The sequence below is a fragment of the Afipia birgiae 34632 genome (genome assembly GCF_000308295.2).
Taxonomy (GTDB): domain Bacteria; phylum Pseudomonadota; class Alphaproteobacteria; order Rhizobiales; family Xanthobacteraceae; genus Afipia; species Afipia birgiae.
Map to the genome: position 1 here is coordinate 1,389,326 of NZ_HG326652.1, position 26,337 is coordinate 1,415,662.

The window sequence follows — 26,337 nt, forward strand, 5'->3', positions numbered from 1 at the left end:
CGCCGCTCCGGTCAGAAGCACAGGTTGGTCACGACCTTGCCGGACTTGTCCTTGAGGACGTAGGGACATTCCGCGCGCTTGAGCGCCGCCTTGGCGTCATCGTTGCCGAGCGCCGCGGCTTTCTCATAATAGCTTTTCGCCGCACCGGTATCCTGCGCGCCACCCCGGCCTTCTTTCGCGAAGGCCCCCATCCGCTCCAGCGCGCCGGGATGATCCTGCGCCGCAGCCTTCTCGAACAGATTGCGCGCGCCAGCATCGTCCTTCGGACCACCGACGCCATCCTGCAACATCAGTCCGAGTTGAAACTGCGCCTCCGCATTGGTCTCGGCTGCCTTCGCCAGCAAGCTGCGCGACCGGGCAGCATCCGCAGGCGCTGCACCACCTTTTCCCGAGAGCGCCGCAAGGTTGCTGACACCGCGCGGATTGCCGCCTTGCGACGCGCGTTCGAACAGCTTGGCAGCCGCGGCTTCATCCTTGGCGACGCCAGCGCCGGTTGCGTAGGCGACACCGAGCTCAACCATCGCCGATGTACTGCCCTTGTCGGCGGCCTTGCGCCACGCCCCGATCGCCTCCGCGCTCTGGCGGTTCGCCGCAAAGGCGCGGCCGAGCTGATACATCGCGCGGCGCGATCCCGAGGCCTGCTTGCAGAACTTGATTGCGGTGGCGACATCGGCCGCCGCGACGGTGGCGACGCCCTTCACATCCGCGGGCTTGTCCGGGTCGGCGGGATCGGCGGCGAGCCGGTCGCACAGCACGAGATCGGCCGACTGCGCGTGCGCCGGCATATGCGATATCGCCATCAACGCGACTGCGGCGATGCCTAAACTTGCGGCAATGGAAGTTGCGGAAGTTGTCATGATCGTCTCGGGATTTTCCTGCGCGCAGTATACCCCGACAATGATCCGCCCGGCTATGCCTTCAGCCATTCCAGCATCGGCGCATTGATCTCGCGCGGATAGGTGTGGCTGAGATCATCGATCTCGCGATAGGTGACGCTCGCGCCCGCCGCGCTTAGCGCGCGCTGCGCCTGCCGCGCCACTTCGACCGGAAACATCCAGTCCAGCGCGCCGTGGGTCAGGAAAATCGGCAGCCCCTGCATTCGCTCCGCGTCGGCCATCGAGATCAGCATCGGATGGAAGGTCGCGGACACCGGCGCCAGATGGGTGAAGGGCGAGCCGTTATCCAGCGCGCTCACATAGCAGAACGTGCCGCCGTCGCTCATGCCGGTCAGCAGCAGCCGTTCCGGATCGATATTCCACCGCTCGCGCACCGTCGCGACAATGCGCGCAAGGTTCGGAGTATCGTTGTCGTCGCCCATCAGCGCCCACGTCGAGCCCAGCGAATTGCCCGCCGATGTCGGTGTGACGACGATCGCACCGAAGGAGCGCGCATCGCGCAGCCAGCTCCAGAGGAAACCTCGGCCATGACCGCTGCCGCCATGCAGCGCGACCACGAGCGGCCATGCACGATCCGGCGTGTAGGTTTCCGGCACATAGAGCGAGAAGCCGCCGCGCGTGCGCGGTTCGTTATCGACGTGCATCACGCCGGTCTGGTTCTGTCGCGGCGGCTGCATGCTGCGCGCCAATGCGTCGGCATCGGATCGCAGCGAGGGATCGAGAAAGAACCCGTTCACCACCGGGATCATCGATGCGAGCGGATAGAGCGCTTCCTGCGCCCGCGGCAGATGACGCAACGCCTTGAACACCGCGCGGACATCGCCCTGCCCGGCCGCCACACGCAGTTCGGCGAACGCCGACAGCGCTTCGTCGCTTGCGGTGACAAGGCGCTTGCCGACGTCATCCGAGGCATCGGACGGCTTGAAGTCAGAATAGACTGCGCGCAACGCCGCGTCCGGCGCGCCGACCGCCTCCATCACCTCGCCGAGCGCTGACGGATCGAGATGACGTGCGATGAGACTGAGTGTCTCGATGCACGTGAGCAAGGGCAGGAGAATCTTCGCGGGGTCGGATGTCATCGCCTGACGCTACCGCCTGGCGCGGCGCGCAGGCAAGGCGACGGCCGGGACTGGCAGCCATGACCTGAGGCCTATTCCTCAGGTTCGGTGGTAAAGAACAGCGGATAGCCCTTGGCCTTGCCGAGTTCGGTCGCTTCCTTCGCCTTCGTCTCGGCGACGTCCCGCGTATAGACCGCGATGACGCAGGCGCCCTTCTGGTGCGCGGTGAGCATCACACGGCTTGCCGTCTCCCCGCCCATACGGAATACGGCCTTCAGCACCGTGACCACGAACTCGCGCGGCGTGTAATCGTCGTTGAGCAGGATCACCTTGTAGAGCGGTGGCCGCTGCAGCTTGACCTTGGTCTTGGTGGTGGTTTTCGGTGTTACGGTGGTCGGACTCATCTGTGATCTCTCGGCACGTGCAGAGGTTGACGATCTCAGGGTTGGTACGGGATGTTTCGCTTCCCATATCGAAACGAGTGAAAGCAACGAGGGCCGCATGCCGCAGGTCGCATCAAGCGTGATTTCACGCATCGATTATAATGCGCCCGCGCGCGAGCTTCACGTCACTTTCACGAGCGGCCGGTCCTACAGCTATTTCGGCGTTCCCGGCGAGGTCTATTTCCAGTTCTGCCGGGCCGCCTCGAAGGGCGATTTCTTCAACACCCTGATCCGCGACCGTTACGAATTCACCGAGCATCGCTGACTGCCGGGCTAGCTGACGGTGCCGCCAGGCGGCGACCAATACTTCCTTAAGTTCAAAAACAGCACTTTTATCCCATCGAGGGGCGACAGGCCTTCGATTTTCAGCGCCAAAACATCAGAATTAAGAGTCTTTTCCACTTGCGTTCAGGATTTTGTCTCAGCTAATTTAAGTTCTGAAATTGAACTAATAGACAAAATGGCATCCTTTATCAGAACGGCGATCTGGGTAAGGACTTCGTGGCGGCGTTCAAGGCGGCCTACAAGGACGATTTCGCTTCCAAGGTCGTGGCAATGGCTTACGAAGTCGCCGATCCGACCGTCGACTCGCAGGTCGTGAACCTCAAGGCCAGCGCACCGGACGCACTTCTGATCGCGGGCACGCCGAAGTTCGCCGCACAGGCGCCGCGCAAGATGAGCGAAATGGGCTGGAAGCCTCTGACGGTCGTGAACTTCGTGTCCGCCTCAATCGGCTCGACCTTCGTGCCTGTCGGCCTCGACAAGGTGATCGGGGTCGTGACCGCCGGATTCCAGAAAGATGCGTCCGACCCGAAATGGAAGGATGATGCCGGCATGAAGCAGTTTCTGGACTTTTTCCAGAAGTACCTTCCCGGCGCTGACATTTCCGACCAGAACTACGTGTTCGGTTATCAGCAGGGCATGATCCTCGAGCAGTTGCTCAAGCAGAGCGGCAACGACCTCTCGCGCGAAAACATCGCCAAGCAGACCAAGAGCCTCAAGGACTTCGTGCTGCCGACCGTTCTACCCGGCATCAAGGTCAACACCACCGCAACATCAAACCAGGCCTACACGCAAATGCAAATGCAGCGCTGGAACGGCAAGAGCTGGGAGCAGTTCGGTGAGGTCATGAAGGCCGACTGACGCAGCTTACGCCGTCAGGCGCGTGTAACATTCAGGGCGTCGCGATCATTCGCGGCGCCCTTCTTCATTTGCCTTGGGCTCCGCTGTTGCGCGCGGAACATAGAGGCCGGTGTCGCGTTATAACCACGACCCCCGCCGCGCAGACTTTTGCCGGCAAAAAATCCCCATCCGAATGACGGAACCATGGATTAGCCCCCATGACTGCGATCCATAACTCCGACCCATCGACGGCATCATTCAAGATCAGACCCGTATCCTTCATCTTCCCCGATGACGGACTGGTCCCGAACAATCCGCTGCCGTTCCTACTCTACAAGGGAACGGTTGCCGTCGACGACGATGATCCGGAGCAGGCCATCGAGGACAGGTTCACCGCGAACGGCTGGGACCAGACCTGGCGGAACGGTATTTTTGACTACCTCCACTATCATGCGACAGTCCACGAAGTGCTCGGCGTCGCGCGCGGCCGTGCACTGATCCGCTTCGGGGGCGATCACGGCGAGGATTTCGAAATCAGGAAGGGAGACGTCGCGATCTTGCCCGCCGGCACCGGCCATCAATGCCTGTCGGCCAGCGACGACTTCGTGGTGGTCGGCGCCTATCCGCCCGGCCCGCAGATGCAGATCACCCGTCCGACGCCGGACAACTATCGCCTTGCGATCCGAAGCATTCCGGAAGTCGCCCTGCCCGACACCGATCCGGTGTACGGGCCGCATGGTCCACTGGTTGAACTCTGGAAGAAACGAAGCCGGTAATCTGCGACCGTGGCGTCGCGGTTCAAGGCGTTGCGAATGTCCGGGACGCCTGCTCGGGGCCCATCGGCACGCAGACTTTCTTGCGGCGAAGTGCGCCGATCGCGCCCGTGACCTTCATCACCTTGCCAACCCCGCACGTGCCGTTGTCGACATAGACGACGGACCATGGAGAAAGAAAATATGGTTCTTTTTTCAGGAAGTTAGGTGACAGCCCCTGCGCCAGGCAAGGCGCGGACACACCGCATAGAAAAGCGAGGGCGACGACGGTACGCATGACGCTCATCCCAAAAGCCGGCAAAACACCCGGCAGACACCACAATGCGCGTTTTCAGTGAATGTTCCAAGACATGAACTGCGGCACGCTGATTATTTTCACGGCATGCCGACGCGAACACATCATCGCGAATGTCCGGAACGGCAATCGCCGCGATGTGTTGGGCCTCCAATAGCAACGGAGGTTCTAATGCGACGTAAATTGCTTCTGACAACGCTGGTGGCCGCGTCCCTTGCGGCATCGACGCTTGCGGCATCCGCCCAGGTTGCCCCGCCTTCCTCGCCGGGCGGCTCGGCCGCCGGTTCGCCAGGCGTCTCTCCCGCGACACCGCCGCCATCGGCGGCGCCACCTGCAGGCACGACCGGCAGCAACACCGGCATCAACCAGCCCGGCGTTCCGAATACATCGACACCGGGGTCTATTGGTACAGGGGCATCCCCGAGCGGGCTGCCCGGCGATAGTCCGACCAAACCCGGCTACCCGGATAAGGTCGGCAGGTAATCGAACGATCCGAACGACGCAATCCGGCGCGCTCATACCGCGCCGGATGCTTTTACTTCTTGGCTTCCTGCTTGAAGGGGGCGAGCAGCCAGAGCGTCAGGAACGTGAACAGGGAAATGACCACGGCGACGTCGTAGGCGCCAAGCCCGACCGCCGCGCCGGTCGCGCCTGTAGCCCAAAGGCTGGCGGCGGTCGCCGTGCCGCGCACCGAATTCTCGGTTTTCAGGATCGCGCCGCCGCCGATGAAGCCCATGCCGGTCATCAGCCCTTCGATGATCCGGGCGGTGCCTTCGGGATGGCCCTCAAGAATATGCTCGGTGGCCTGCACGATGCCGCAGGTCGCCAGCGCGACGAGCGGAAAGGTGCGCAACCCGGCGCTCCGCTCTTCCCTTTCCCGGTTCCAGCCGATCGGCAGCGCCAGCACATAAGCTATCGTCAGCGCGACCAAGTGAGGGCCGAGCCGGAAACTGCCCGCCGCTTCCAGAAGTGATTGCATGAGATCCTCCGGCCCTCACCGTATCACGGCGCGCCGAAGAATGAAGGCTACTCGGTCTTGTTGGTGGCGTTGGAACTGGTCCGCGGTTTGCCGTCTTTGCCATCCTTCCCGGCACCGGCGATGCGGACCTGATCGCCGTCCGCGATGCCGTCAAGCGGCGTCACGATGATCCGGTCGTCCGGCGACAGACCGGTGGCGATCTCGATCTCGCGGCCGAGGTCGCGCGCGATCGTCACTGTCTTGAACAGCACCTTGTCGCCCGCGGTTACCGTGGCCACGCGCAACCCGCTGTTGTTGAACACCAGTGCGCTCGCCGGGATGCTCAGGGGCTGCACGTCGCTCGACAACGCCAGCTTGACGTTGGCGAAAGCGCCGGGACGCAACTCGCCCTTCGGATTTTCGATCGCAAGCTGCATCCGCGTGGTGCCGGACGACACGTCCACCGATTGGGACGAGGCCTCGATGGTCGCCGGGAACGTACGCCCGGCATACTCCGGAACCGTCACCGTCGCCTTTGCGCCCATCCTGATACCGGGCAGATAGCTCTGCGGCACATTCACATAGAGGCGCAACTTCTTGACATCGGAGACTACGAACATCGCCGCCCCCGAGCCGGTACCGCCGTTGATCAGCGCACCAACATCGGTGTTGCGTTCGGTAACGACGCCATCGAACGGCGCCGTGACGTTCTTGTAGCTCGCCAGCGCTTCGAGCCGCTGCACGTTCGCGCTCATCGCGTTGACCTGGGCCTCTTTGCTGGCAAGGTCGGCCGAACGCTCATCGATTTCCTGCTGCGATACGAAATTCGACGCCAGCAGCGTCTTGCGGCGCGCGAGCGTGGCGGCCGACAGCTTGGCAGCTGCCTGCGAATTCGCGAGGTCCGCGCGAGCCTGCAACAGTTGCTGATCGAGGTCGGGCGCTTCGATCTCGGCAAGCTTCTGCCCGGCCGTGACCTGGGCACCGATGTCGGCGTTCCAGCTCTTGAGGTAACCGCTGACGCGCGCATAGATCGGCGCACGCGAATAAGCCTCCAGCCGCCCCGGCAGATCGAGTGTCGCGTTCAGCGGTTTGGTCCCCGGCAACGCGACCGCGACCGACGGGATCGCCTGCGCATCGGTCCATTGCTTGAGATTGGCGTCGCCCTTCGAGCGGGTGATGATGCCGGTGGCGACGACGGCCGCCAGCACACCGGCGCCGACGGTACCATAGAGCCTTATCTTGCGCGGCGAGACTGACGAGGTCTTGTCAGGTTGCATGAACCATCTCCGGCGCCGTCGCGGATGTCGCGGGCTGCTGCTTCTTGTGAACCATACTGAACACCACCGGCACGAACATCAATGTGGCGGTCGTTGCGAAAATCAGGCCTCCGATCACGGCCCGTCCCAGCGGCGCGTTCTGCTCGCCGCCCTCGCCCATGCCGAGAGCCATCGGCGTCATGCCGATGATCATGGCAAGCGCCGTCATCAGCACCGGCCGGAACCGGACGAAGCCGGCGTCAAGCGCGGCGGCCACAGGATCGCCAAGTTCATCATAGCGTTCTCGAGCGAAGGCGATCACCAGCACCGAGTTCGCCGTCGCCACGCCCATACACATAATGGCACCAGTCAGCGCCGGCACCGAAAGCGTGGTGTGGGTCGCGAACAGCATCCAGACGATGCCCGCGAGCGCCGCAGGCAGCGCCGAGACGATCACGAACGGATCGGACCACGACTGGAAGTTGACGACGATCAGAAGGTAAATCAGGACAATGGCGCCAAGCAGGCCAAACAACAGGCCCGCGAAGGCGCTGTTCATAGTCTCCACCTGGCCCATCAGAACCACGCGGCTGCCGCGCGGCAGGTCTTTCGCAGTATCCGCAATCGCCTTGTTGATGTCGGCGGCAACCGCGCCAAGATCGCGGCCCTGCGGTGTCGCAAAGATCTGCACCATGGTCTGGATATCGTATTGCGACACCACAGCACTCGACGTGGACCGCTTGATGTCCGCGATGCCGCCCAGCATGGGCGCTGTCGTAATTCCAGCCGCAGAAATCGGCAGCGCTTCCAGTTTGTTCAGCGAGTCAATCTGGTACTGCGGCGTCTGCATCACGATGGAGTAAGACACGCCGTTGTTCGGATCGAGAAAGAACGTCGGCGCAACCTGGGAACTGCCGGCGAGATTCACGACCATGCTGTTGGTGACGTCGCGCGCGGTGAGACCGACATACTGTGCGCGGGTCCGGTCCACATCGACGTTGAAGCCGGGATTGTTCGGCGACTGCTGGATGCGAGCGTCAGCGACACCCGGAATGAGCCTGATCCTCCGCAAGAGATCGTTGGCGTACTTGAAGTTCTCTGCAGTATTCGCGCCGCGCACCTGGATATCGATCGGCGCGGGAGAGCCGAAGTTGAGAATCTGACTGACGATGTCGGCGGGAAGAAACGCAAACGAAACGCCCGGGAATTCACGCGGCAGTTTCTCGCGGAGCTCGCGGATATATTCCTCAGTCGGCTTGTGGTCTTCCCTGAGCTTGATCTGGATGTCGCCGTCCTGCGGGCCGATCACGCCGGTGTTGTTGTAGGTCAGATTGATGCCGCTGATCGGCATGCCGATGTTGTCGGCCATGGTTTCGATCTGGTCCGGCGGGATGACCTGACGGATCACCTTCTGGATGTCGGCCAGCCGGTTCGCCGTCTCCTCGACACGGGTCCCGACCTGATTGCGGACATGGATCAGGATCTGTCCGGTATCGACCGAGGGGAAGAAGTTGCGGCCAAGGAACGGCACCAGCAGGAATGACAACCCGATGAAGCCGAGGAAGCACGTGACGAACACCTTGCGGTGGCCCAGCGCCATCTGCAGCAGGCTGTAATAGCCCGCCCTGAACGCCGCGAACCGGGCTTCGAACCCGCGCTGGAACGCGACCAGCGGATTGCGCGCGCGCTGCTTCTCGCCAGTCTCGTCATGCGCGTCGTGGACGTGCTTGTGCAGCAGGTACTTCGCCATCGTCGGCACCAGCGTGCGCGACAGGATGAAGGACCAGATCATCGCGAACATCACCGAGAGCGCCATCGGCACGAACAGGAAGCGCGATACGCCGGTGAGGAAGAACATCGGCACGAACACGATGCAGATACACAGCAGCGACACGAAGGCCGGCGTCACGATCTGACGCGCGCCATTGAGGATCGATTCCTCGACCTCCTTGCCCTGTTCCAGATGCCAGTTGATGTTCTCGATCGTCACGGTGGCGTCGTCGACCAGAATACCCACCGCCAGCGCGAGACCGCCAAGCGTCATGATGTTGAGCGTTTCGCCGATCGCCGCCAGACAGATAATCGCGCCGAGCACCGAGAGCGGGATCGAGATCGCGATGATGATGGTCGAGCGCCAGCTTCCCAGGAACAACAGGATCATGATGCTGGTCAGCGCGGCTGCAAGAACGCCTTCGAAGGCGACGCCTGCGATGGCGCCGCGCACGAAGATCGACTGGTCGCCCAGCAGATTGACCCGCAGAGACTCCGGCAATTGATCCTTGGTGTCGATGATCTTCTGCTTGATGCCCGAGATGATATCGAGCGTCGATGTTGCACCCGCCTTCAGGACCATCATCAACACGGAGCGCGTGCCGTCGACATGGACGATGTTGGTCTGCGGCGGATTGCCGTCGCGAACCTGCGCCACATCGCGGATATAGACCATCGCGCCGTTGACGACCTTGATCGGCAGATTGCCGAGTTCCTCGATCTTGCGCGGCGCGTTGTTGAGCTGGATGTTGTATTCGAAGTTGCCGATCTTCTGGGTGCCGACCGGCGTGATCAGGTTCTGCGCCGCCAGCGCGTTTGCGACGTCCTGCCCCGACAGACCGAGCGCCTGCATCGCGGTCGGATTGATATCGAGCTGAATCTGGCGCTGCTTGCCACCGAACGGCCACGGGATCGCCGCGCCGGGCACGGTGACGAGCGGCGTGCGCAACTGGTTGGTGGCGATGTCGAACATGTTCTGCTCGGTCAGTCCCTCACCGCCCAGCGCAAGCCGGATGATCGGCACCGTCGATGCGCTGTAGTTCAGGATCAGCGGCGGCGTCGAACCCGGCGGCAACTGCCGCAACATGGTTTGCGCGATTGCGGTGACCTGCGCATTCGCCGTGCGGATATCGACGTTCGGCTGGAAGAAGATCTTGATGACGCCGTAGGTGTTGTAGGAATTGGCGACGATATGCTCAATGTCGTTGACGGTCGTCGTCAGTGCGCGCTGGAACGGCGTCACGATACGCCCCGACATCTGGTCGGGCGGCAGGCCGGTGTACTGCCACACCACGCCGATCACCGGAATCCGGATCTCAGGGAAAATGTCGGTCGGCGTGCGCAGGGCCGCGAGCGGCCCGACAATCAGCAGCAGAAGCGCCAGCACGACGAAAGTATAAGGTCGGCTCAGGGCAATCCGGACGAGCGCATTCATCTTTGACATTTCTCGGTCAGTGGGGCGCTGCCGTGCACCCGCATGAAGGACCTGTTCTCTGTCACGCTTTTAGTCTGGAGGCTGATCTATCCGAATCTGCCGCGATTGCGCAACGCCGCAAATCTCACGGTCGCTTGTTTAGACGGCGGAACTGCCTGTTTGAGGGCGAAATTACGCAATAAATTCGCAGCCGGGGTTAATTTATCACAGGATCAACTGGGTTTGGGTCACCACGGCGACCAGCTTGCCCTCGGTCTCAAGCCGGGTTTGCCAGACGTGAGTCCGCCGCCCGAGATGGACGGGGGTCGTCGTCGCCGTCACGGTCGAGCCGGCCTTGGCTGCGCCGACGAAATTGGTCTTGCTCTCGATGGTGGTGGTGCCCTTGGCGTCGGGCGGCAGGTTGATGATCGTCGCGGCCGCGCCGACGGAATCGGCAAAGGCCATCACCGCTCCGCCGTGGATCGAGTGGCCCAGCGTGCAGAGGTCCTCGCGGACCACCATAGTCGCGACCACCTTGTCCTTCTCAGCCTGCGTGAAACTCACGCCCATCAGAACGGCGAACGGCATTGGCCGCGACTGGATCATCTCAAGCAGGGTCACGCGGCTTCTCCGGTCATTAATGTAAAACATGAAGCCGCTTCCGAGCCGGTCAGCGACTTAAAGTAACGGATGAATGCGGTATCCGGCCTGCGGATCATACGGCCTCCACACCGCACCACTCCGCCGCGAACAGCGCAATGGCCCGCGTCGTCCTGCGCAGCGATTCGATTTCGACCCGCTCGTTGAAGCCGTGCATCGCCTCCGCCGTCGCCCCGAAACACAAGCTCGGGATGCCCGCATTGAGCCCATAGAACCGCGTGTCGGTCAGCGCGGTGAACGCCAGCTCCTTCATCGGCCCGCCGTAGACGGTCTCGTAAGCCGAGCGCAGCACGGTCTCGGACTCGCCCGCGCCTGTCAGTTCATAGCCTTCGGACAGGAAGCCAGACCATTCCACCACCGGCGGGTTCTGCGCCAGGAACGGATGCTTCTTCGCAGCGGCCTCGACGCAGGCGACGATCTCGGCCTGATGGTCCACAATCGACCAGCCCGGCAGCACCGCGATCCGGCAATCCAGATCGCACCACGCCGGCACCGAAGACGCCCAGTCGCCGCCTTTGATGATGCCCGGATTGAAATTAATCGGGTGCTTCACGACCTTGAAATGCCTGTCGCTGGCGGCGCGTCTGTTCCATTCCTCTTCCAGCACTTCAAGCGCCTGGACGAGATGATAGGCCGCCTTGATCGCGTTGGCGCCCGCCCCCGCCTCGAACACATGTACAGGCTTGCCGCGCACCTTGAGACGAAACCAGATCACGCCAACCTGCGAGCGCACCAGCTTGCCGTTGGTCGGCTCCGGGATGAAACAGCAGTCCGCGCGATAGCCGCGCTGCACCGTCGAGAGTGCACCGATGCCGGTGCTCTCCTCTTCGATCACGGACTGAAAATGAATCCGCGCCGTTGGCCTCAGGCCTGCCGCGCACAACGCATCCAGTGCGTAGAGCGCGGCGATGGTGCCGGACTTCATGTCGCCAGCACCTCGTCCATACAGCCAGCCGTCCTTGATGGTCGGGGTGAACGGCGGCGTGTCCCACATGTCGAGCGGCCCGGCAGGCACCACGTCGCAATGGCCTTGCAGGATCAGCGAGCGGCCTGCCTCGCGCGCAGGACGATAGGTCCCGACCACCGTGCGCGCCTTGGAGAAATCATGCTCGATCGGCCCATAACCGCGCAGGCCTTTCAGATCGTTCGTGTCGATATGCCAGTCGTCGACCTCGTAGCCGCGTGCGCGCAGCAGGTCGCCCATCATGTCCTGACACGGGCCTTCCGCGCCACGCGTCGAGGGGATGGATGAAAACTGCTTCGTGGTCTCAAGCTGCCGGTCGAAGGCATCATCCACCGCATCGAGAATGCGGCGCTGGGCCTCGTTCGTGGTTGTTTTGGCGTCCATCGCGTTTCGTCCCTTCATGCGTCTGCGCGCAGGTTATGGCGACGACTGTAGCCAACTTTATGGGACCGTTGGAAGGGATGCGATGACCTCGGAGGTAATGGCTGAGCGGCGGCCCAAAGCGAAGAATTATGTGCTAGTTTCGCGAGCCATCAAACAGACGGCGGGTGATAGCAATGCTGGACGCGGACAAGGTGTTTGCTGGCTCGATTCCGGAAAACTACGACCGCCATATGGTGCCGTTGATTTTCGAGCCGTTCGCCGCAGATCTTGCACAACGAGCAGCGTCCTTATCGCCCAGCGCCGTTCTGGAAACCGCCGCGGGCACCGGGGTTGTCACCCGCGCATTGGCGCCGAAACTGTCCCCTGGCGCACGCTATATCGTAACCGACCTCAACCAGCCGATGCTCGACTATGCCGCTTCGCGACAAACTCCCGACAGTCGCATCAAATGGCGCCAAGCTGATGCTCTGACGCTACCGTTTGAAAATGCGACCTTCGATCTCGTTTGTTGCCAGTTCGGCGCGATGTTCTTTCCCGACCGCTCATCTGCCTACCGCGAAGCAAAGCGCGTCCTGAAGCCCGGAGGACATTTTTTGTTCAGCGTATGGGATCGCATCGAGGAGAATGTATTTGCGGATGATGTGACGAATGCTCTCGCAAGGATTTTTCCGGACGATCCGCCGCGCTTTCTGGCACGCACGCCGCACGGCTATCACGACACGGCACTGATCCGTAGCGAGCTGGAAGATGCAGGTTTCTCCCGTCTGGTGATCGAGACGAGAACCGAACAAAGCCGAGCATCCTCGCCGCGTCTTCCGGCCGTCGCTTATTGTCAGGGAACTGTTCTTCGCAACGAAATCGAGGCCAGAGACGCGGGAAAGCTGGAAGCTGCAACCGACTACGCCGCATCCGCGATTGCGGACAGACATGGCAACGGCGAGGTTGCTGCCAAAATTCAGGCACACGTAATCGTGGCTGCGGTCTAGGTGTTGGTGTGGCTTTGGTTCGCAAGTCCGCAAAAAGTTCGCGCTGCAGGAATAATGCGGACTTGCGAACCACTAGTACCCCACCGTGAACCTCTGCCTTGAGTGCTTCGGCTTCTCGACCTCATCGGTCAGCGCGACGGCGTAATCCTCGAACGAGATGCTGCTGCCCTTCTCGTTGGTCAGAAGCTGATCCTTACCGAGGCGGAACGTGCCGGTGCGCGGACCGTCGAAGAACAGCGCCGACGGCGAGAGAAACGTCCAGTCAAGTTCCTTCTCCTGCCGCAGCAGATCGAGGAACACGCCGCCCTTGGTGGCTTCGTCCGTGTACGCCGCCGGAAACTCGGGTGTCGAAACCAGCGTGACGCCGGGCGCGACTTCGAGGCTGCCCGCACCGCCGACCACCAGATAGCGCTTCGCGCCCGACGCCTTTACGGCCTCGATCAGCTTTTGCGGGTCGCTTGCGGAAAAGTGTACGGAGCTGATGACGGCATCGTGCCACTTGAGCAGCGCGGCGAGACCATCCTTGTCGAACACATCGCCCTTCTTCGCGATGACGTTAGCCTGCGCCTGAACCTTCTCGGGATTGCGGACAATAGCCGTGACCTAATGACTGCGGCGGGCGAGTTCCTGGAGGATAGGCGAACCGGCGCGGCCGGTGGCTCCGATCAATGCGACTTTCATCATGACATCCTTTGCGATATGTGGTATCTAATCGATACCAACTAACGAATGGACATTAGATGCCCGCTGCCGACGCCGTTGTGAAGAAGGCACTTTCGCGAGACATGGTCTCTTCCGAGAGACCGGCGGCCAAACCCGCGCGTGCAACCAAAGCCTCGCGGGGGAACTGGCCGGCCAACCCTTACGCGCAGGACTGTCCGACGCGGCTGGTGCTCGATCGCATCGCCGACAAGTGGACCGTGCTGCTGCTGATCCTGCTTTCGCGTAGGCCATGGCGCTTCAATGAACTGCGCCGCGAGATCGGCGGCCTGACGCAGAAGATGGCATCGCAGACGCTGAAAGGTCTTGAGCGCGACGGCCTCGTGAAGCGCAAGGTGACGCCCACGGTTCCGGTGACAGTGGAGTATTCGATCACGCCGCTGGGCCGCACGCTGAGCGACACCGTGGACGGTTTGCGCATTTGGGCGGAGCGGCACATGAGCGATGTCGCGAAGGCGCAGTCACAATATGACCGAACCAAGGCACAAACTGTGTAGATTTGGTCACACCCGCAGAGTTTGTGCGGATGTTCTTCGTGCGTTCGCAAGAGTTGATGAGGTGTTTGGAGCTTGCGCGATAAGATGGTCCATCATCGGCAACAACCATCTGAGACGCCGATGATTGAGTGCCTGAGCTCCCGTTATTAAGGAGAGCAATCATGCCAGCCTTTGCGCAGCATCACCAACAGCAACGCATCTTTCATGCAGCTATGACCGTGTGTCCAAGCTGCCTGAGCCTTCCCATGCAGATCAGGGAGGTTCAGCCCCACTGGGACCTGGCGAGGGTCGACTTCGTCTACGAATGCCCGGCGTGCTGTACCGAAGTGAGGGAAACGGTGGCGAAGCACTAGTGCGCACGTCACGAGTGCCGGTTCCTTTCGCACAAGTCTTGCCGACATACGCCGGCTGACGGCGTCGGCGTATGTCGGCAATCAACCGCCGCCTTTGAGAATCACGGTCGCCCGACTACGATGAGGCATGACCTTCGTCTACCTCATTATCGCGATCATTCTTGAGGTGATCGGAACCTCCGCGCTGCAGGCGTCGGAGCAATTCACCAAGCCGAAGCCGCTGATCCTGACGGCGCTCGGCTACGCGGCGTCGTTCTATTTCCTGTCGCTGGTGCTGCGGACCATGCCGGTCGGGATCGCCTATGCGATCTGGTCCGGTCTCGGCATCGTGCTGATCACCCTCGTCGGTCTCGTCTGGTTCGGCCAGAAACTCGACACACCCGCCGTCATCGGTCTTGCGCTGATCATCGCGGGGGTCGGCACGATCAATCTGTTTTCATCAACGATTTCGCATTGAGGTATTGGAGGGCCCTTATGGACAATCGCAACATCCTCTACGCCGTCGTTGGCGCACTCGTAATCGCGGTCGCCGTGCTTGGCTACAAGGTCTACCAGGACAACAGGGAACCGAAGGGCCTGCAGATCAACGTCGGCCCTGACGGGCTGAAAATCCAGAACAAGTGAGCCACCCATGATCGCAGTATCCCTGCCGCGAACGCTGTTGCTCGGCGCTATGACATCGCTGGCATTCACCGCTATCGCTCGCGCCGACATCGTTGGCCGCGAATCCGACATCACCGATCTGCGGCTCGGTCAGAAGATCTATGTCGATGACGGCTCCTGCCCCGCTGGGCAGATCAAGGAAGTGTCAGGCCTTCGCCTCACCGCAGCGGGCGTTGAAGCTTCCCGCAAATGCGTCGATCGCAAGGGCAAGCGCTAGAGGTTTTTCGCTCGTCATTGCGAGCGAAGCGACGCAATCCAGAAAGCCCACAAAAACTGGATTGCTTCGTCGCGAGCGCTCCTCGCAATGACGGCGTGGCAGTCTCTACTGATCCAGTCTAAATCGTCCGGCCGCCGTCCACCGGCAGCACCACGCCGGTGATGAAGTCCGCATCGTCCGACGCCAGATAGACACACGCCTTGGCGATGTCCTCCGGTTGCGACATGCGGCCGAGCGGGATTGTCGCGATGAACTTCGCGCGGTTTTCCGGCGTGTCGGGCACACCCATGAAGGTTTCGAGCAGCGCGGTCTCGCCCATCACCGGCGCGACGCAATTGACGCGAATCTTGTCGGGCGCAAGTTCCGCCGCCATCGCGCTGGAGAGCAGGTTCACCGCGCCCTTCGAGCCGTTGTACCACGTGAGCCCCGGACGCGGACGGATACCGCCGGTCGAGCCGATGTTGATGATGCAGCCGCCGCCCTGCTTGCGCATCAGCGGCACGGTGGCGTTCGTCATGTGATAGATCGATTTGACGTTGACCGCGAACACGCGGTCGAACTCGTCTTCCGTCACGTCCATGATCGGCTTGTTGCGGAACGACCAGCCCGCATTGTTCACCACGATGTCGAGCCGTCCGAATGTCTCGACCGCCGTTGCAACGGCCTTGTCGATGTCACCCCGCTTTGAGACATCGCCCGCGACCGCAACGGCGCCGCCGGTGTTCGCAGCAACGCGCGCCGCGCCCTCGCCGTTCAGATCGAGGATCACGACCTTGGCGCCCTCGTCCACAAACAGCCGTGCGATGGCCGCGCCAAATCCCGATGCGCCGCCCGTGACCAGCGCAACCTTGTTCTTGAGACGCATGTTGTCCGCCCCTTGATTTTGTTGTCCGGCAAGCGTCGATCAAACAACCCGCAAACGCAAGAGCCGCGCGCGGCGCGCGTCACCTCTGAGTCGACATTGCGCAAGACAATTCGATGACTTGTCGCCCGGCTTTTCGTCGTACGAGTTCGCAGCTGCAGCGTGACCGCCGGTTCTATCGTCCTACAGTTGCAAGGCGCGACGAATGAGTCCGGCGCCGTCGTGATGAACGTGACTCCGGACCGGGAGACGAAATCATGTCGGGCTTACTTGTTAATCTGCTGATCCAGATTATCGGCGGCGCTATCGGCGGAAACGTCGCCGGCGCGGCCAAGAACATCGATCTTGGTACGATGGGGAATACCATTGCCGGCGCTATCGGCGGCGGCGTGGGCGGACAGATTCTCGGGATGCTGATTCCGATGCTGGCCAACACGGCTTCAACACCGGACATCGGCGCGATGATCGGTCAAATCGCAGGCGGCGGCGTCGCCGGCGCGGTGCTGACCGCTATCGTCGGGATGCTCAAGAACAGATCGGCGTAGAGTCCGCAACGGCTCCGTTCGTCATTGCGAGGAGAACTCGCGACGAAGCAATCCAGTTGTTGATCTGGATTGCTTCGCTTCGCACGCAATGACGCGACGTGGGCTCTAGCCAGTTCTCTATCCAGAAATGAAATCACTGCATTTCTGGATGGTGTCGTTGCTGCCCCAGGGCATGACCGGGACCGAGGACGTCGAGTTCTTCGGCGAGCCTTCGATCAGCCTGTCGGAGTAGACCATGTAGACCAGCACGTTTCGCTTGGCGTCGCAGCCGCGGACGATCTGCATTTTCTTGAAGAACAGCGACCGCCGCTGCCGGAACATGTCCTCGCCCTGCGCGGCCTTGGCCTTGAAGCGGATCGGCCCTACCTGCCGGCAGGCCAGCGAGATGTCGGACACTTCCTCCGCCAAACCGAGCCAGCCCTTGTAACCGCCCTTCTCCGGCACCGTGAAATGGCACGCCACCCCCTCCACGGCCGGGTCATCGACGCCGTAGGTCGCGAGCTTGTCATCCGGGCTGAGTAACTTGAAGACAGTGGAACGGCGGAAGATCAGGTCCGGTTCATCGGCCGCGGCCAGGGGCGTTATGGCCAGCCAGACAAAGGCGCTAGCCAACAGCGCGGCGGCTGTCAGTCGGATCGGACGAAAGGACATTGGGAGGCTCCAAGGAAGGGGTCTTCAAAACAGCGCGGAACGACTTGTCCCGCGCCGGAACCCCTCATGTGGGGTGGCATTACCCCTGTTGGAAGGCACGGGATTGTGACCAGGGATAAGTCGCCGTTAAGCGCTTTTGAAAGTTCAACAGCTAGCATTTCGGCACCTTGAATCACGCAGAATGCGGTATCCAGACCGGAACGGCGATGAACATTCAGCCAGTTGGCGACACTAACACTGGAATCAATTGAGGAATTTCGCGTGTACGGCAATCAGCTACCTTCTCCGGGCGACCACCAGAAAACGGTCGGCACAACCTCCCCCTTTGGCAGTGACATCAGTTCCCGCCCCGCCCAAACCAGTGGCCTGCGGACCACATGGCTTGCGGTGATGCTGACAGCCGGATTTGTGCTGCCTGCCAACGCCCAGATGTTCTGGCCGATGGACCCCGGCGGTGACTACGCCGAGCCGCCACGAATGGAACCTCGCCGCCCACGTGTGGTGCGAGCCCGGCCGAAACTGCCGGATGCACCGAAAGACACCACCAAGCCGGTGGGACCGATCGTCATCGCGATCTCGGTCGAAAACCAGCAGATGAAAATCTACGATCAGAACGGCCTTTTTGCGGAGTCGCCGGTGTCCACCGGCATGCAAGGCCATTCGACGCCAACGGGCGTATTCAGCATCATCCAGAAGAACAAGTATCACCGCTCGAATATCTACAGCGGCGCGCCGATGCCCTACATGCAGCGCATCACCTGGTCCGGTATCGCGCTGCACGCTGGCGTACTGCCTGGTTATCCGGCGTCGCACGGCTGCATCCGTATGCCGATGAATTTTGCGATGCGGATGTGGGGCTGGACCCGCATGGGCGCGCGCGTGGTCATCACGCCCGGTGACGTCTCGCCGGCTGATTTCTCTCACCCGCTGCTCATTACCCGCAAGCCGGATACGAAGCCGGTCGCCGCCGCGCCCGCGCCGGAACAGCAGGCCTCGACACTGAAGTCGGATCGTTCGTCGATCCTCGATGCCGCCACTCACGAGAAGCCGCAGTTGCGACTGAGCTCGATTTCCGAGAACGAGCCCATTCGCACAGCCGACGCCAGCGGAACATTCCCGCAAAGGAGCGATGCGGACACCGTCGGCGCGCCGGCGGAGAGCGCAAGCCGCGACAGCTCGGATCCTTCCGGCGATAAGTCTCCCGGCGACAACCAGAAGAGCGAAGCGCCCAAGATCGATAAGGATCAGGCCCGCGCCACCGACCCTGCAATCTCCACCAGCGTCACGCCTCCGCTCGAAGGCGCGGCTGAATTCATTGGTCCGGTGAAGCCGCGCTCCGGCCATGTCGCGGCCTTTGTCAGCGCTAAGGAAAACAAGATCTACGTACGGCAGAATTTCGAACCTTGGTTTGAAGCGCCGGTCACCATCGCCGCATCGGATCGCCCGCTCGGCACCCACGTCTTCACGGTCCGCGCCGACAAGGCCGATCCCGACGCCCTGCGCTGGTCAGTCGTCTCGCTGCCAGTGCCCATGCGTGGAACGGAAGAAAAACCGAGGCGCAGGCGCGGCGACCCAGCCGTCGCGATGGCAGCGGCCGCTCCGCCGTCGTCGCCGACGGAAGCCCTCGATCGCCTGACCATTCCCGAAGATGCCATGAAGCGGATCGCGTCGGCGCTGGCGCCGGGCGGCTCGATCACGGTGTCGGATCGCGGCCTTGGCGACGAGACCGGGCGGCGCGGCACGGATTTCATCGTCCCGCTGCGGTAGTACGCGCAAAACTGCCTCCCGGCGGGGATTGGCTTTCGGCTCGGCGTTACGATAGAACGCGCCGATCATGACAGCCTCCCCCGACATCGATATCTCGGCAAAACCCTCCTCCACCGACCCGCGGCGTGATGCGCTTGCGCGGCTGACACAGTTCGGCTGGACCGGCGGTATGGCCGTCATCCTGATCGGCCTTGCTTTGTCGTTTTTCCTCGCCGGCTATTTCGTCATCTACTGGCGCAATGCCGACATGGATTTCATGATCGTCTACAACGCGCTCGTGATGAACGACGGCAAGCCGCAGGCGTTCTTCGATCACCCGTCCTACTTCACCATCCTGTCGGTGAAGTGGTGGTTCCAGCTGATGCACACGCTCGGCCTGCTCGATGCATGGAGGCTCTCGTCGATCCCGTCCGCGCTGAACGTACCCGCATTCGATGCCGCAATGACCAGCGCGGTTCGCGCCGGCCGCGTGGTGGCGTGGCTCACAGCAACGGTCTTCGTGCTCGGCTTCGCCGCACTCGCCCGGTGCATCTTCCGCGACTGGCGGATGGCGCTGCTTGCCACATTCGCGTTCGCGTTCTCAGGCGGCATCGCGGTTCATATGCGGATTCTCCGCAGCGAACTGATCGCGGCGGGTCTGTTCACGCTGGCATTGATGCTGCTGATCGCCGTGAGCCGCCGCGCCAGCACATGGCGTCCACTCGCTCTCGCAGGCGCGGCCGCGCTGTGCGTGCTCGGAATGCAGAACAAGGTTCAGATCATCCTGCTGATCGCAGGACTGCCGTTGATGATGCTGCCGTTCGGCACACCGGAGAGCACCAGCACAGCGTTCTGGAACAACTCGACTCGGGCATGGATCGCGACGCTCGGTGCAGCCGTTGTCGCGGCTCTGATGCTCAGCCTTGCGTGGCCGCTGATTGCCGCGGGCCTCGAGCCTGAATCGATCGACATTGCCCAGCTTAACGCGCTGATCGGCGGCATGTACGGGGTGTATCAGGCTGCCCTGCTCTGCTGGATCGGCGTCGCCATGATCGTCTATGCGGTGATATGGCGGGTCAGCCCCACCGAAACGCTGACGTCGATGTTCGCGGTTGTCGCAGGCGCATCACTCGGACTGCTGACGCTTTATCTGCAGTATGATCCTCAAAACATCGTCGCCGTAATCAATCCCATCGAGAAAATGCTGGTGTTTGCCGACGCGCCGGTGACCTCGGCGACCGAAGGCGGCAAGATTCTCGCAGCTCTCAGCCTGCTGCTCGACGGCGTCATTTCCGTGCTCAAGCGGTACACGTTTGTCCTGTTCTCGTCACCGCGTCCGACCGTGTTCCTGACATGGCTGGTTATTCCCGGCATTGTGTATGCGTGGCTCCGAGGCGAACGGCAGGTCGCGATCCAGGCGACACTTCTGCTGCTGTCCGCCATCAGCATCGACGCACTCGGCGTACGGCGTGGCCTCAAGGCCGAATACTTCATCCTGACCGATCCACTCATCATTCTGGCCGGCGCACTTTTGCTGGAAAAGTTGAACGACCTGCGGTGGAGCAAATGGGCCTATCCGGTCGGCGCAGTGCTGATCGTGGCCCACGTCGCCATCAGTCAGGCCGAGCCGGTGAAGCATGTCATGAAGCGCAGCGGCCCCGAATACATTTGCGAGTGGAACGAGTACTACCAATCGGAATTGCCGATGCCATGGTGCGATAAACCGCCAAAGCGTCCCTGAAACTGTCACGGCTTCTTGAAACCTGGCGCGGCGGCAATCCGTTATCTTGAGCGACGGTGTCTCAGGAGCGCATCATGATCGACCGCCGAGGTGTGATAACGGCCCTTGCGGCTAGCGCAACATTCCCGCTCGCGACGCGATCCGTCTTCGCACAGGCTGCGATGAGCCGGATGACAGCCTACAGCTTTTCATTTCAGGGGCTGAAGGGCGGCGACATCCGTCTCGCCGACTTCGCCGGCAAGCCGCTGCTGGTGGTCAACACAGCCTCGCTGTGCGGCTTCACTCCGCAATATGCCGGACTGCAGGAGTTGTGGACGCAATATCGCGAACGCGGCCTGACCGTCATCGGCGTTCCCTCGAACGATTTCGGTGCACAGGAGCCTGGCGGCGCCGGCGACATCACGCATACCGCCGAGCAGACCTATCACGTCAGCTTCCCAATCACGGCCAAGACCTCCGTGAAGGGACCGAATGCCCATCCGTTCTACAAATGGGCGGCGGCCGAGCGGCCGGCCGATCTCCCAAGCTGGAATTTCCACAAGTATCTCGTTGGCCGCGACGGCCATATCGCCGACGCGTTTTCCTCCCGCGTCGAGCCGACCGACACGCGCGTTGTCACGGCAATTGCCCGCGCGCTGACCGTCTGACGGAACCCGTAAGGCGGCTGGATTAACCCTGCCAACGCTCCCCTTGAAAATCGGTTGGCGCAATAAACAATGTGGGTCTAGGCTCATGGTTGGGGACTACGGCAGCGTCCGCCGGGCCGGACGCGGGGATTTTGCGTTCGGGGGTATTTTCCATGCGCATCAAGGCAACTGTCTTCGCCGCCAGCGCCATCTCGGTCTGCGCCTTCACCAGCGTCTGGTCACAGGCACTCATCCCGCAGCGCAGCGCAGCACCACCACCGGCCAAAGCCGCGGCTCCAACGCCGGCTCCGGCCCCAGCACCAACAACTGCGACCGCCCCGGCTCCAACACCTGCACCGGCGGCTATCAAGGCCAATTGCGCAAACCCGAACGCCATCGGCGTGTCGCGCGTGGTGCAAATCGACACCACTGGCGGTCCCGGCTTCGGCTTCGAGCATTTCAAGCAACTCGACTTCCTGCGCGACAAGGAAGTGGTGCTGACGTTCGACGACGGACCATGGCCGGTCAACACGCCATCGGTTCTCAAGACGCTCGCCGACGAATGTACCAAGGCGATCTTTTTCCCGATCGGCAAGCACGCCACCTACTATCCCGAGATCCTCAAGCATGTCGCAGCGGACGGTCACACCATCGGCGCGCATACGTGGTCGCATGCCAACCTCAACAACAAGAAGCTGACCGACGACCAGCGCAAGGACGAAATCGAGAAAGGCTTTAGTGCGGTGAAATGGGCACTCGGCGCAGCGCCGTCACCGCTGTTCCGTTTCCCAGCACTCCAGCATCCGCCTACGATGGTGACCTATCTGGGCGAACGCAACATCTCGATGTGGTCATGCGATCTCGACTCGTTCGACTTCAAAGCGCGCACCGCCCAGAAGGTCGTCGATACCGTGATGTCGAAGCTGGACAAGAACGGCAAAGGCATCATCCTGATGCACGACTTTCAGAAACATACCGCTGAGGCCTTGCCCGAAATCATGAAACGGCTGAAGGCCGGCGGCTACAAGGTCGTGCAGGTGAAGGCGAAGGCGCCGATGCAGACCATCGCGAAATACGACGAGGAACTGGTCAAGGACGTGAAGCTGCCGACGGTCAGCGCACGCCCGGTCAACAGCGTGGTTCAAACCATTTCGGAATAGCCGAAAACGCATACTTGCGGCTTTCCCGGAAATGGCTAAACCGCACCTTATGCGTATCGAAGGCTATGTGATTGTCTCCGCTGACGGCATGCTCGCGGACGCCAGCGGTATCATGCCGCCGGAACTGAAGTTCGAGGCCGATCAGAGATTTTTCGAATCCGCGCTCGATGCGGCGGACCTGATCGTGCATGGGCGAAATTCTTTCGAGGATCAGCCGCGCTCGCCCGAGCGCACGCGCATCGTTCTGACCCGGACCATTCCCGCCCTTGCCCGCGATCCCGCCAATCCCAAGGCGACGTTGTGGAATCCCGCGGGCGCGTCGTTTGAGGACGCCTGCCGTGAGAGCGGCGTGACGACCGGAACCGCGGCGATCATCGGCGGTCCCGTCGTATTCGAGATGTTCATGGACCGCTTCGACACATTCTGGCTGTCGCAGGCGCACAACCTGACCATCCCCGGCGGAATGGGCGGATTTCTCGAAGTGCCCCAGCGCATGCCACAGGAGGTTCTAGCCGCCCATGATCTCAAGGCGGTGGAAACGCGCGTACTCGACGCGGAACGTCGCGTCGATGTCACCGCGTGGCGGCGAACTGGATATTAGACGTCGGTGTAGCGGCTGCTGTTTTCCATCGCTACCGGACGCGGATAACCTGCGATCACCAGCAGCCCTCCGATCAGCGACAGGTTCTTCAGCGCATGGATCATGTTGTTGATCCGGTCCGCGCCGGTCATGTCCCAGAAATTGTGGAAGTAGAACGTCGTCACCGCGACGAACAACACCAGCAGCCATGCGAAGAACCGCGTGCCGAAATTCAACGCAATGAACAGGCCGGCGCCAACTTCCAGCGCGCCAGCCAGAATCGCCAGCATCTGCGCGGTCGGCATCCCCGTGAAGCCCTCAAGCTGGGACGTGTATTGCGTCAGCATCGCCGGAAGGACGACCTTCTCGGTGATCGCCTGCGTGGTAGATGCGATATCGAATAGCTTGGAGGCCCCGGAAAACACAAACAGGACGACGAACAGAATACGTCCAACTGTGACTATGGCTGGCATTTTTGTCGGCCCCACTGAAATCCCGCGAACGGGACTATACAGGAGTTACCGTCAACCGAACAGCGTCGGCTGTTGCCGTCCCGCCCGCTCCTGCGCCTCGACCGCCGCAACCGCCGTCATATTGAGAATGCCTCGCGCTGTCACCGACGGCGTCAGGATGTGGGCCGGGCGCGTGGGTCCGATCAGGATCGGCCCGACCGGAAGCGCGTCGGCGAGAATCTTGATCATCTGATACGCGATGTTGGCGGCGTCGAGGTTCGGCATGATCAGGATATTGGCCGAGCCTTCAAGCCGCGAATGCGGCAGCACCAGCTTGCGCGACAGTTCGGTCAGCGCGGAATCACCGTGCATTTCGCCATCGGCTTCGATTTCCGGATGATCGTTCACCAGCAACTCGGTCGCGCGCCGCATCTTCTGTGCCGACGCGGAATCGTAGCTGCCGAAGTCCGAATGCGATAGGAAGGCCACTTTTGGCTTGATACCGAACCGTTGAACGTGCACAGCGGCGAGCGCTGCCATTTCGGCCAGTTCTTCAGCGGTCGGATTGGTACGAATCTGGGTGTCTGCGATGAAGTACGCGCCCTTGCTGGTGATCACCAGTGCCAGTGCCGAATAGTCCGCAAGCCCCGGCGTCACGCCGATGATCTCGCGAATGCGCCGCAAATGGCTCATGTAACGGCCATCGACGCCGCACAGCATGGCGTCGGCCTCGCCGCGCGCTACCGCAAGCGCGGCAATCACCGTCGCATTGGTGCGTACCAGCGTCCGCGCAGCTTCCGGTGTGATGCCGTGCCGCCCGGCCAGATCGATGTAGGTTTGCACATAGGAGCGATAACGCGGATCGTCCTCGGGATTGATCAGATCGAAATCGCTGCCGGGGTTGATCGAGAGACCGAACCGCTTGATGCGCGTTGCGACCACCGACGGACGCCCGACAAGGATGGGACGCGCCAGCTTTTCCTCAAGCACGACCTGAACGGCGCGCAGCACGCGCTCGTCCTCGCCCTCGGCGTAGATCACCCGCACCGGCTGGGTCTTGGCCTTGGCGAACACCGGCTTCATGACCAGACCGGAGCGGAATGCGAACCGGCTGAGCCTTTCGGTGTAGGCATCGAAATCGGTAATCGGCCGCGTCGCGACACCGGAGTCCATCGCCGCCTGCGCCACGGCGGGCGCCACGCGCAGGATCAGCCGCGGATCGAACGGGCTCGGGATCAGCGAGCCGGGACCGAAGCCCTGCGTCTCGCCGCCATCGAAGCGCACCACGACATCGGACGGCGGATCGCGCGCGAGCTGCGCCAGCGCATCCACCGCGGCGCGCTTCATCTCCTCGTTGATCGCGGTCGCTCCGACATCGAGCGCGCCCCGGAAAATAAACGGGAAGCAGAGAACGTTGTTCACCTGATTGGGGAAGTCGGAGCGGCCGGTGCAGATCATCGCGTCGGGGCGCACCTTGCGTGCCTCGTCCGGCATGATTTCCGGCGTCGGATTGGCGAGCGCCATCACCAGCGGCTTGTCGGCCATCGCCTTGACCATCTCGGGCTTGAGCACGCCGCCGGCGGACACGCCGAGGAATACGTCCGCGCCGCCGATCACATCGGCCAGCGTGCGCTTGTCGGTCTTCTGTGCGTAGACCGCCTTCCACTTGTCCATCAGCGTATTGCGGCCTTCATAGACGAGGCCATCGATATCGCAGACCCAGATGTTCTTGCGCTGGGCGCCGAGCGAGACGAGAAGATTGAGGCAGGCGATCGCAGCCGCGCCCGCGCCGGAGGCGACAATCTTGATGTCTTCGATTTTCTTGCCGTTCAGCATCAGCGCGTTGCGGATCGCCGCGCAGACAATGATCGCGGTGCCGTGCTGGTCGTCGTGGAAGACCGGGATCTTCATCCGCGCCTTGAGCTGCTCCTCGATCTCGAAGCACTCCGGCCCCTTAATGTCCTCAAGGTTGATGCCGCCGAAGGTCGGCTCCAGCGCTGCCACCGTCTCCACCACGCGCGAGATGGTGTCGGCCGCGATCTCGATGTCGAACACATCGATGCCGGCGAACTTCTTGAACAGGACCGCCTTGCCTTCCATCACAGGCTTGGACGCGAGCGGACCGATATTGCCGAGGCCGAGCACGGCGGTGCCGTTGCTCACGACGGCGACGAGGTTGGCGCGGGTCGTGAGTTCGGCAGCCTGCGCCGGATCGGCGGCAATCGCCTCGCAGGCCGCGGCAACCCCCGGAGAATAGGCCAGCGCAAGGTCGCGCTGGTTCGCAAGTGGCTTGGTTGCCTGAATCTCGAGTTTACCGGGCCGTGGAAGCCGATGATAAGCCAGCGCCGCGAGGCGCAGTTCTTCAGACAACGTCGACGCCATACCCACTCCCGATATTCTCTTTAGCCCCGTCTTTCGACGAGTGCTGTTTAGTCCCGTCTTGCGACGGTTATGCGATTCAGCTCTGGTGTCCTGAATCCGAAGTTCGCTTCAATTCGCAGCACGTTCCATAGCGAACTTCGGATTCAAAAGGACACTAGAAATT

At 61.9% G+C, this 26,337-nt stretch carries 28 protein-coding genes and 1 pseudogene; 15 read left to right on the forward strand and 14 right to left on the reverse strand.

What is annotated here, in order from left to right; translation table 11 throughout:
- Positions 1 to 11: 11 nt before the first annotated feature.
- The 3 genes from BN32_RS06660 to clpS all read right to left on the reverse strand — a co-directional run bounded on the left by BN32_RS06660 (position 12) and on the right by clpS (position 2,358).
- On the reverse strand, positions 12 to 800 hold the full coding sequence (locus BN32_RS06660) for a tetratricopeptide repeat protein (RefSeq protein WP_040426074.1): 789 nt from the start codon (positions 798 to 800) through the stop codon (positions 12 to 14).
- A gap of 110 nt (positions 801 to 910) precedes the next feature.
- Complete coding sequence (locus BN32_RS06665; protein WP_019197352.1) at positions 911 to 1,975, reverse strand: carboxylesterase family protein; 1,065 nt, start codon at positions 1,973 to 1,975, stop codon at positions 911 to 913.
- A gap of 71 nt (positions 1,976 to 2,046) precedes the next feature.
- Positions 2,047 to 2,358, reverse strand: coding sequence for an ATP-dependent Clp protease adapter ClpS (gene clpS, locus BN32_RS06670; protein ID WP_019197353.1), 312 nt, complete (start codon positions 2,356 to 2,358; stop codon positions 2,047 to 2,049).
- Between the two features lie 97 nt (positions 2,359 to 2,455).
- Here clpS and BN32_RS06675 point away from each other — a divergent pair, with 97 nt between their 5' ends.
- The 3 genes from BN32_RS06675 (at position 2,456) to BN32_RS06685 (ending at position 4,295) form a co-directional block, all read left to right on the forward strand.
- Entirely contained in the window at positions 2,456 to 2,662 is a 207-nt protein-coding gene (locus BN32_RS06675) for a KTSC domain-containing protein (RefSeq protein WP_019197354.1), read from the forward strand.
- Between the two features lie 200 nt (positions 2,663 to 2,862).
- Entirely contained in the window at positions 2,863 to 3,540 is a 678-nt protein-coding gene (locus BN32_RS06680; protein WP_321175311.1) for an ABC transporter substrate-binding protein, read from the forward strand.
- A gap of 197 nt (positions 3,541 to 3,737) precedes the next feature.
- The gene (locus BN32_RS06685; RefSeq protein WP_019197356.1) at positions 3,738 to 4,295 is read left to right on the forward strand and encodes a cupin domain-containing protein; all 558 of its coding nucleotides are present in this window, start codon (positions 3,738 to 3,740) and stop codon (positions 4,293 to 4,295) included.
- Positions 4,296 to 4,317: 22 nt separating this feature from the next.
- On the opposite strand, the gene BN32_RS06690 is transcribed toward BN32_RS06685, so the two are convergent.
- Positions 4,318 to 4,569, reverse strand: a complete 252-nt coding sequence (locus BN32_RS06690; protein WP_040426076.1) for a hypothetical protein — start codon at positions 4,567 to 4,569, stop codon at positions 4,318 to 4,320.
- Positions 4,570 to 4,758: 189 nt separating this feature from the next.
- Here BN32_RS06690 and BN32_RS26015 point away from each other — a divergent pair, with 189 nt between their 5' ends.
- Entirely contained in the window at positions 4,759 to 5,070 is a 312-nt protein-coding gene (locus tag BN32_RS26015) for a hypothetical protein (protein ID WP_082757459.1), read from the forward strand.
- Between the two features lie 52 nt (positions 5,071 to 5,122).
- On the opposite strand, the gene BN32_RS06695 is transcribed toward BN32_RS26015, so the two are convergent.
- The 5 genes from BN32_RS06695 to BN32_RS06715 all read right to left on the reverse strand — a co-directional run bounded on the left by BN32_RS06695 (position 5,123) and on the right by BN32_RS06715 (position 11,993).
- The gene (locus tag BN32_RS06695; protein ID WP_019197359.1) at positions 5,123 to 5,566 is read right to left on the reverse strand and encodes an MgtC/SapB family protein; all 444 of its coding nucleotides are present in this window, start codon (positions 5,564 to 5,566) and stop codon (positions 5,123 to 5,125) included.
- 47 nt (positions 5,567 to 5,613) lie between these two features.
- Positions 5,614 to 6,822: an efflux RND transporter periplasmic adaptor subunit gene (locus BN32_RS06700; protein WP_019197360.1), complete on the reverse strand. Its 1,209-nt coding sequence runs from the start codon at positions 6,820 to 6,822 to the stop codon at positions 5,614 to 5,616.
- Positions 6,812 to 10,006 (reverse strand): efflux RND transporter permease subunit, encoded by a 3,195-nt coding sequence (locus tag BN32_RS06705; RefSeq protein ID WP_019197361.1) that lies wholly within the window; start codon positions 10,004 to 10,006, stop codon positions 6,812 to 6,814. Before BN32_RS06705 ends, BN32_RS06700 begins: the two co-directional genes overlap by 11 nt.
- A 204-nt stretch (positions 10,007 to 10,210) precedes the next feature.
- Positions 10,211 to 10,606, reverse strand: a complete 396-nt coding sequence (locus tag BN32_RS06710) for a PaaI family thioesterase (protein WP_040426078.1) — start codon at positions 10,604 to 10,606, stop codon at positions 10,211 to 10,213.
- Between the two features lie 94 nt (positions 10,607 to 10,700).
- Entirely contained in the window at positions 10,701 to 11,993 is a 1,293-nt protein-coding gene (locus tag BN32_RS06715) for an ArgE/DapE family deacylase (RefSeq protein ID WP_019197363.1), read from the reverse strand.
- Between the two features lie 173 nt (positions 11,994 to 12,166).
- On the opposite strand from BN32_RS06715, the gene BN32_RS06720 reads away from it, so the two are divergent.
- Positions 12,167 to 12,979 (forward strand): class I SAM-dependent methyltransferase, encoded by an 813-nt coding sequence (locus BN32_RS06720; protein ID WP_019197364.1) that lies wholly within the window; start codon positions 12,167 to 12,169, stop codon positions 12,977 to 12,979.
- Between the two features lie 72 nt (positions 12,980 to 13,051).
- On the opposite strand, the pseudogene BN32_RS06725 reads toward BN32_RS06720, so the two are convergent.
- Positions 13,052 to 13,663, reverse strand: a pseudogene (locus BN32_RS06725) (NAD(P)-dependent oxidoreductase).
- A 203-nt stretch (positions 13,664 to 13,866) separates the two neighbouring features.
- On the opposite strand from BN32_RS06725, the gene BN32_RS06730 reads away from it, so the two are divergent.
- The 4 genes from BN32_RS06730 to BN32_RS06745 all read left to right on the forward strand — a co-directional run bounded on the left by BN32_RS06730 (position 13,867) and on the right by BN32_RS06745 (position 15,429).
- Positions 13,867 to 14,196, forward strand: coding sequence for a winged helix-turn-helix transcriptional regulator (locus BN32_RS06730; protein WP_244438153.1), 330 nt, complete (start codon positions 13,867 to 13,869; stop codon positions 14,194 to 14,196).
- 480 nt (positions 14,197 to 14,676) lie between these two features.
- Complete coding sequence (locus tag BN32_RS06740) at positions 14,677 to 15,006, forward strand: DMT family transporter (RefSeq protein WP_019197369.1); 330 nt, start codon at positions 14,677 to 14,679, stop codon at positions 15,004 to 15,006.
- Between the two features lie 17 nt (positions 15,007 to 15,023).
- A complete protein-coding gene (locus BN32_RS27235; protein ID WP_019197370.1) occupies positions 15,024 to 15,173 on the forward strand; it encodes a hypothetical protein in 150 nt (49 codons plus the stop codon).
- Positions 15,174 to 15,180: 7 nt separating this feature from the next.
- Positions 15,181 to 15,429, forward strand: coding sequence for a DUF6719 family protein (locus BN32_RS06745; RefSeq protein ID WP_019197371.1), 249 nt, complete (start codon positions 15,181 to 15,183; stop codon positions 15,427 to 15,429).
- A 118-nt stretch (positions 15,430 to 15,547) separates the two neighbouring features.
- Here BN32_RS06745 and BN32_RS06750 read toward each other — a convergent pair whose 3' ends face one another.
- Complete coding sequence (locus BN32_RS06750; protein WP_019197372.1) at positions 15,548 to 16,294, reverse strand: glucose 1-dehydrogenase; 747 nt, start codon at positions 16,292 to 16,294, stop codon at positions 15,548 to 15,550.
- Between the two features lie 254 nt (positions 16,295 to 16,548).
- Between BN32_RS06750 and BN32_RS06755 the strand changes: the two genes are divergently transcribed.
- Complete coding sequence (locus BN32_RS06755; protein WP_019197373.1) at positions 16,549 to 16,836, forward strand: hypothetical protein; 288 nt, start codon at positions 16,549 to 16,551, stop codon at positions 16,834 to 16,836.
- 117 nt (positions 16,837 to 16,953) lie between these two features.
- On the opposite strand, the gene BN32_RS06760 is transcribed toward BN32_RS06755, so the two are convergent.
- A complete protein-coding gene (locus BN32_RS06760) occupies positions 16,954 to 17,487 on the reverse strand; it encodes a CreA family protein (RefSeq protein ID WP_019197374.1) in 534 nt (177 codons plus the stop codon).
- A gap of 390 nt (positions 17,488 to 17,877) precedes the next feature.
- Between BN32_RS06760 and BN32_RS06765 the strand changes: the two genes are divergently transcribed.
- The 5 genes from BN32_RS06765 (at position 17,878) to BN32_RS06785 (ending at position 23,361) form a co-directional block, all read left to right on the forward strand.
- Positions 17,878 to 19,254 carry a L,D-transpeptidase gene (locus tag BN32_RS06765; RefSeq protein WP_019197375.1) on the forward strand — a complete coding sequence of 459 codons (1,377 nt, stop codon included), beginning with the start codon at positions 17,878 to 17,880 and terminating at the stop codon, positions 19,252 to 19,254.
- A 67-nt stretch (positions 19,255 to 19,321) separates the two neighbouring features.
- Complete coding sequence (locus tag BN32_RS06770; RefSeq protein WP_019197376.1) at positions 19,322 to 20,974, forward strand: hypothetical protein; 1,653 nt, start codon at positions 19,322 to 19,324, stop codon at positions 20,972 to 20,974.
- Positions 20,975 to 21,048: 74 nt separating this feature from the next.
- The gene (locus BN32_RS06775; RefSeq protein ID WP_040426082.1) at positions 21,049 to 21,621 is read left to right on the forward strand and encodes a glutathione peroxidase; all 573 of its coding nucleotides are present in this window, start codon (positions 21,049 to 21,051) and stop codon (positions 21,619 to 21,621) included.
- Between the two features lie 152 nt (positions 21,622 to 21,773).
- Positions 21,774 to 22,760 carry a polysaccharide deacetylase family protein gene (locus tag BN32_RS06780; RefSeq protein WP_040425524.1) on the forward strand — a complete coding sequence of 329 codons (987 nt, stop codon included), beginning with the start codon at positions 21,774 to 21,776 and terminating at the stop codon, positions 22,758 to 22,760.
- 49 nt (positions 22,761 to 22,809) lie between these two features.
- The gene (locus tag BN32_RS06785; protein WP_019197380.1) at positions 22,810 to 23,361 is read left to right on the forward strand and encodes a dihydrofolate reductase family protein; all 552 of its coding nucleotides are present in this window, start codon (positions 22,810 to 22,812) and stop codon (positions 23,359 to 23,361) included.
- Here the strand turns inward: BN32_RS06785 and BN32_RS06790 are convergent.
- Both BN32_RS06790 and BN32_RS06795 read right to left on the reverse strand, forming a co-directional pair.
- Positions 23,358 to 23,813, reverse strand: a complete 456-nt coding sequence (locus BN32_RS06790) for a DoxX family protein (protein WP_019197381.1) — start codon at positions 23,811 to 23,813, stop codon at positions 23,358 to 23,360. The two genes, BN32_RS06785 and BN32_RS06790, sit on opposite strands and share 4 nt — an antisense overlap.
- Before the next feature lie 51 nt (positions 23,814 to 23,864).
- Positions 23,865 to 26,174, reverse strand: a complete 2,310-nt coding sequence (locus BN32_RS06795; RefSeq protein WP_019197382.1) for an NADP-dependent malic enzyme — start codon at positions 26,172 to 26,174, stop codon at positions 23,865 to 23,867.
- Positions 26,175 to 26,337 lie beyond the last annotated feature (163 nt).

Coding starts and splice junctions, on each gene's coding strand:
- BN32_RS06660 (WP_040426074.1), bottom strand. CDS start 800: ATGGCGATATCGCATATGCCGGCGCACGCGCAGTCGGCCGATCTCGTG.
- BN32_RS06665 (WP_019197352.1), bottom strand. CDS start 1,975: ATGACATCCGACCCCGCGAAGATTCTCCTGCCCTTGCTCACGTGCATC.
- clpS (WP_019197353.1), bottom strand. CDS start 2,358: ATGAGTCCGACCACCGTAACACCGAAAACCACCACCAAGACCAAGGTC.
- BN32_RS06675 (WP_019197354.1), top strand. CDS start 2,456: ATGCCGCAGGTCGCATCAAGCGTGATTTCACGCATCGATTATAATGCG.
- BN32_RS06685 (WP_019197356.1), top strand. CDS start 3,738: ATGACTGCGATCCATAACTCCGACCCATCGACGGCATCATTCAAGATC.
- BN32_RS06690 (WP_040426076.1), bottom strand. CDS start 4,569: ATGCGTACCGTCGTCGCCCTCGCTTTTCTATGCGGTGTGTCCGCGCCT.
- BN32_RS26015 (WP_082757459.1), top strand. CDS start 4,759: ATGCGACGTAAATTGCTTCTGACAACGCTGGTGGCCGCGTCCCTTGCG.
- BN32_RS06695 (WP_019197359.1), bottom strand. CDS start 5,566: ATGCAATCACTTCTGGAAGCGGCGGGCAGTTTCCGGCTCGGCCCTCAC.
- BN32_RS06700 (WP_019197360.1), bottom strand. CDS start 6,822: ATGCAACCTGACAAGACCTCGTCAGTCTCGCCGCGCAAGATAAGGCTC.
- BN32_RS06705 (WP_019197361.1), bottom strand. CDS start 10,006: ATGAATGCGCTCGTCCGGATTGCCCTGAGCCGACCTTATACTTTCGTC.
- BN32_RS06715 (WP_019197363.1), bottom strand. CDS start 11,993: ATGGACGCCAAAACAACCACGAACGAGGCCCAGCGCCGCATTCTCGAT.
- BN32_RS06720 (WP_019197364.1), top strand. CDS start 12,167: ATGCTGGACGCGGACAAGGTGTTTGCTGGCTCGATTCCGGAAAACTAC.
- BN32_RS06740 (WP_019197369.1), top strand. CDS start 14,677: ATGACCTTCGTCTACCTCATTATCGCGATCATTCTTGAGGTGATCGGA.
- BN32_RS27235 (WP_019197370.1), top strand. CDS start 15,024: ATGGACAATCGCAACATCCTCTACGCCGTCGTTGGCGCACTCGTAATC.
- BN32_RS06745 (WP_019197371.1), top strand. CDS start 15,181: ATGATCGCAGTATCCCTGCCGCGAACGCTGTTGCTCGGCGCTATGACA.
- BN32_RS06750 (WP_019197372.1), bottom strand. CDS start 16,294: ATGCGTCTCAAGAACAAGGTTGCGCTGGTCACGGGCGGCGCATCGGGA.
- BN32_RS06755 (WP_019197373.1), top strand. CDS start 16,549: ATGTCGGGCTTACTTGTTAATCTGCTGATCCAGATTATCGGCGGCGCT.
- BN32_RS06760 (WP_019197374.1), bottom strand. CDS start 17,487: ATGTCCTTTCGTCCGATCCGACTGACAGCCGCCGCGCTGTTGGCTAGC.
- BN32_RS06765 (WP_019197375.1), top strand. CDS start 17,878: ATGCTGACAGCCGGATTTGTGCTGCCTGCCAACGCCCAGATGTTCTGG.
- BN32_RS06770 (WP_019197376.1), top strand. CDS start 19,322: ATGACAGCCTCCCCCGACATCGATATCTCGGCAAAACCCTCCTCCACC.
- BN32_RS06775 (WP_040426082.1), top strand. CDS start 21,049: ATGATCGACCGCCGAGGTGTGATAACGGCCCTTGCGGCTAGCGCAACA.
- BN32_RS06780 (WP_040425524.1), top strand. CDS start 21,774: ATGCGCATCAAGGCAACTGTCTTCGCCGCCAGCGCCATCTCGGTCTGC.
- BN32_RS06785 (WP_019197380.1), top strand. CDS start 22,810: ATGCGTATCGAAGGCTATGTGATTGTCTCCGCTGACGGCATGCTCGCG.
- BN32_RS06790 (WP_019197381.1), bottom strand. CDS start 23,813: ATGCCAGCCATAGTCACAGTTGGACGTATTCTGTTCGTCGTCCTGTTT.
- BN32_RS06795 (WP_019197382.1), bottom strand. CDS start 26,174: ATGGCGTCGACGTTGTCTGAAGAACTGCGCCTCGCGGCGCTGGCTTAT.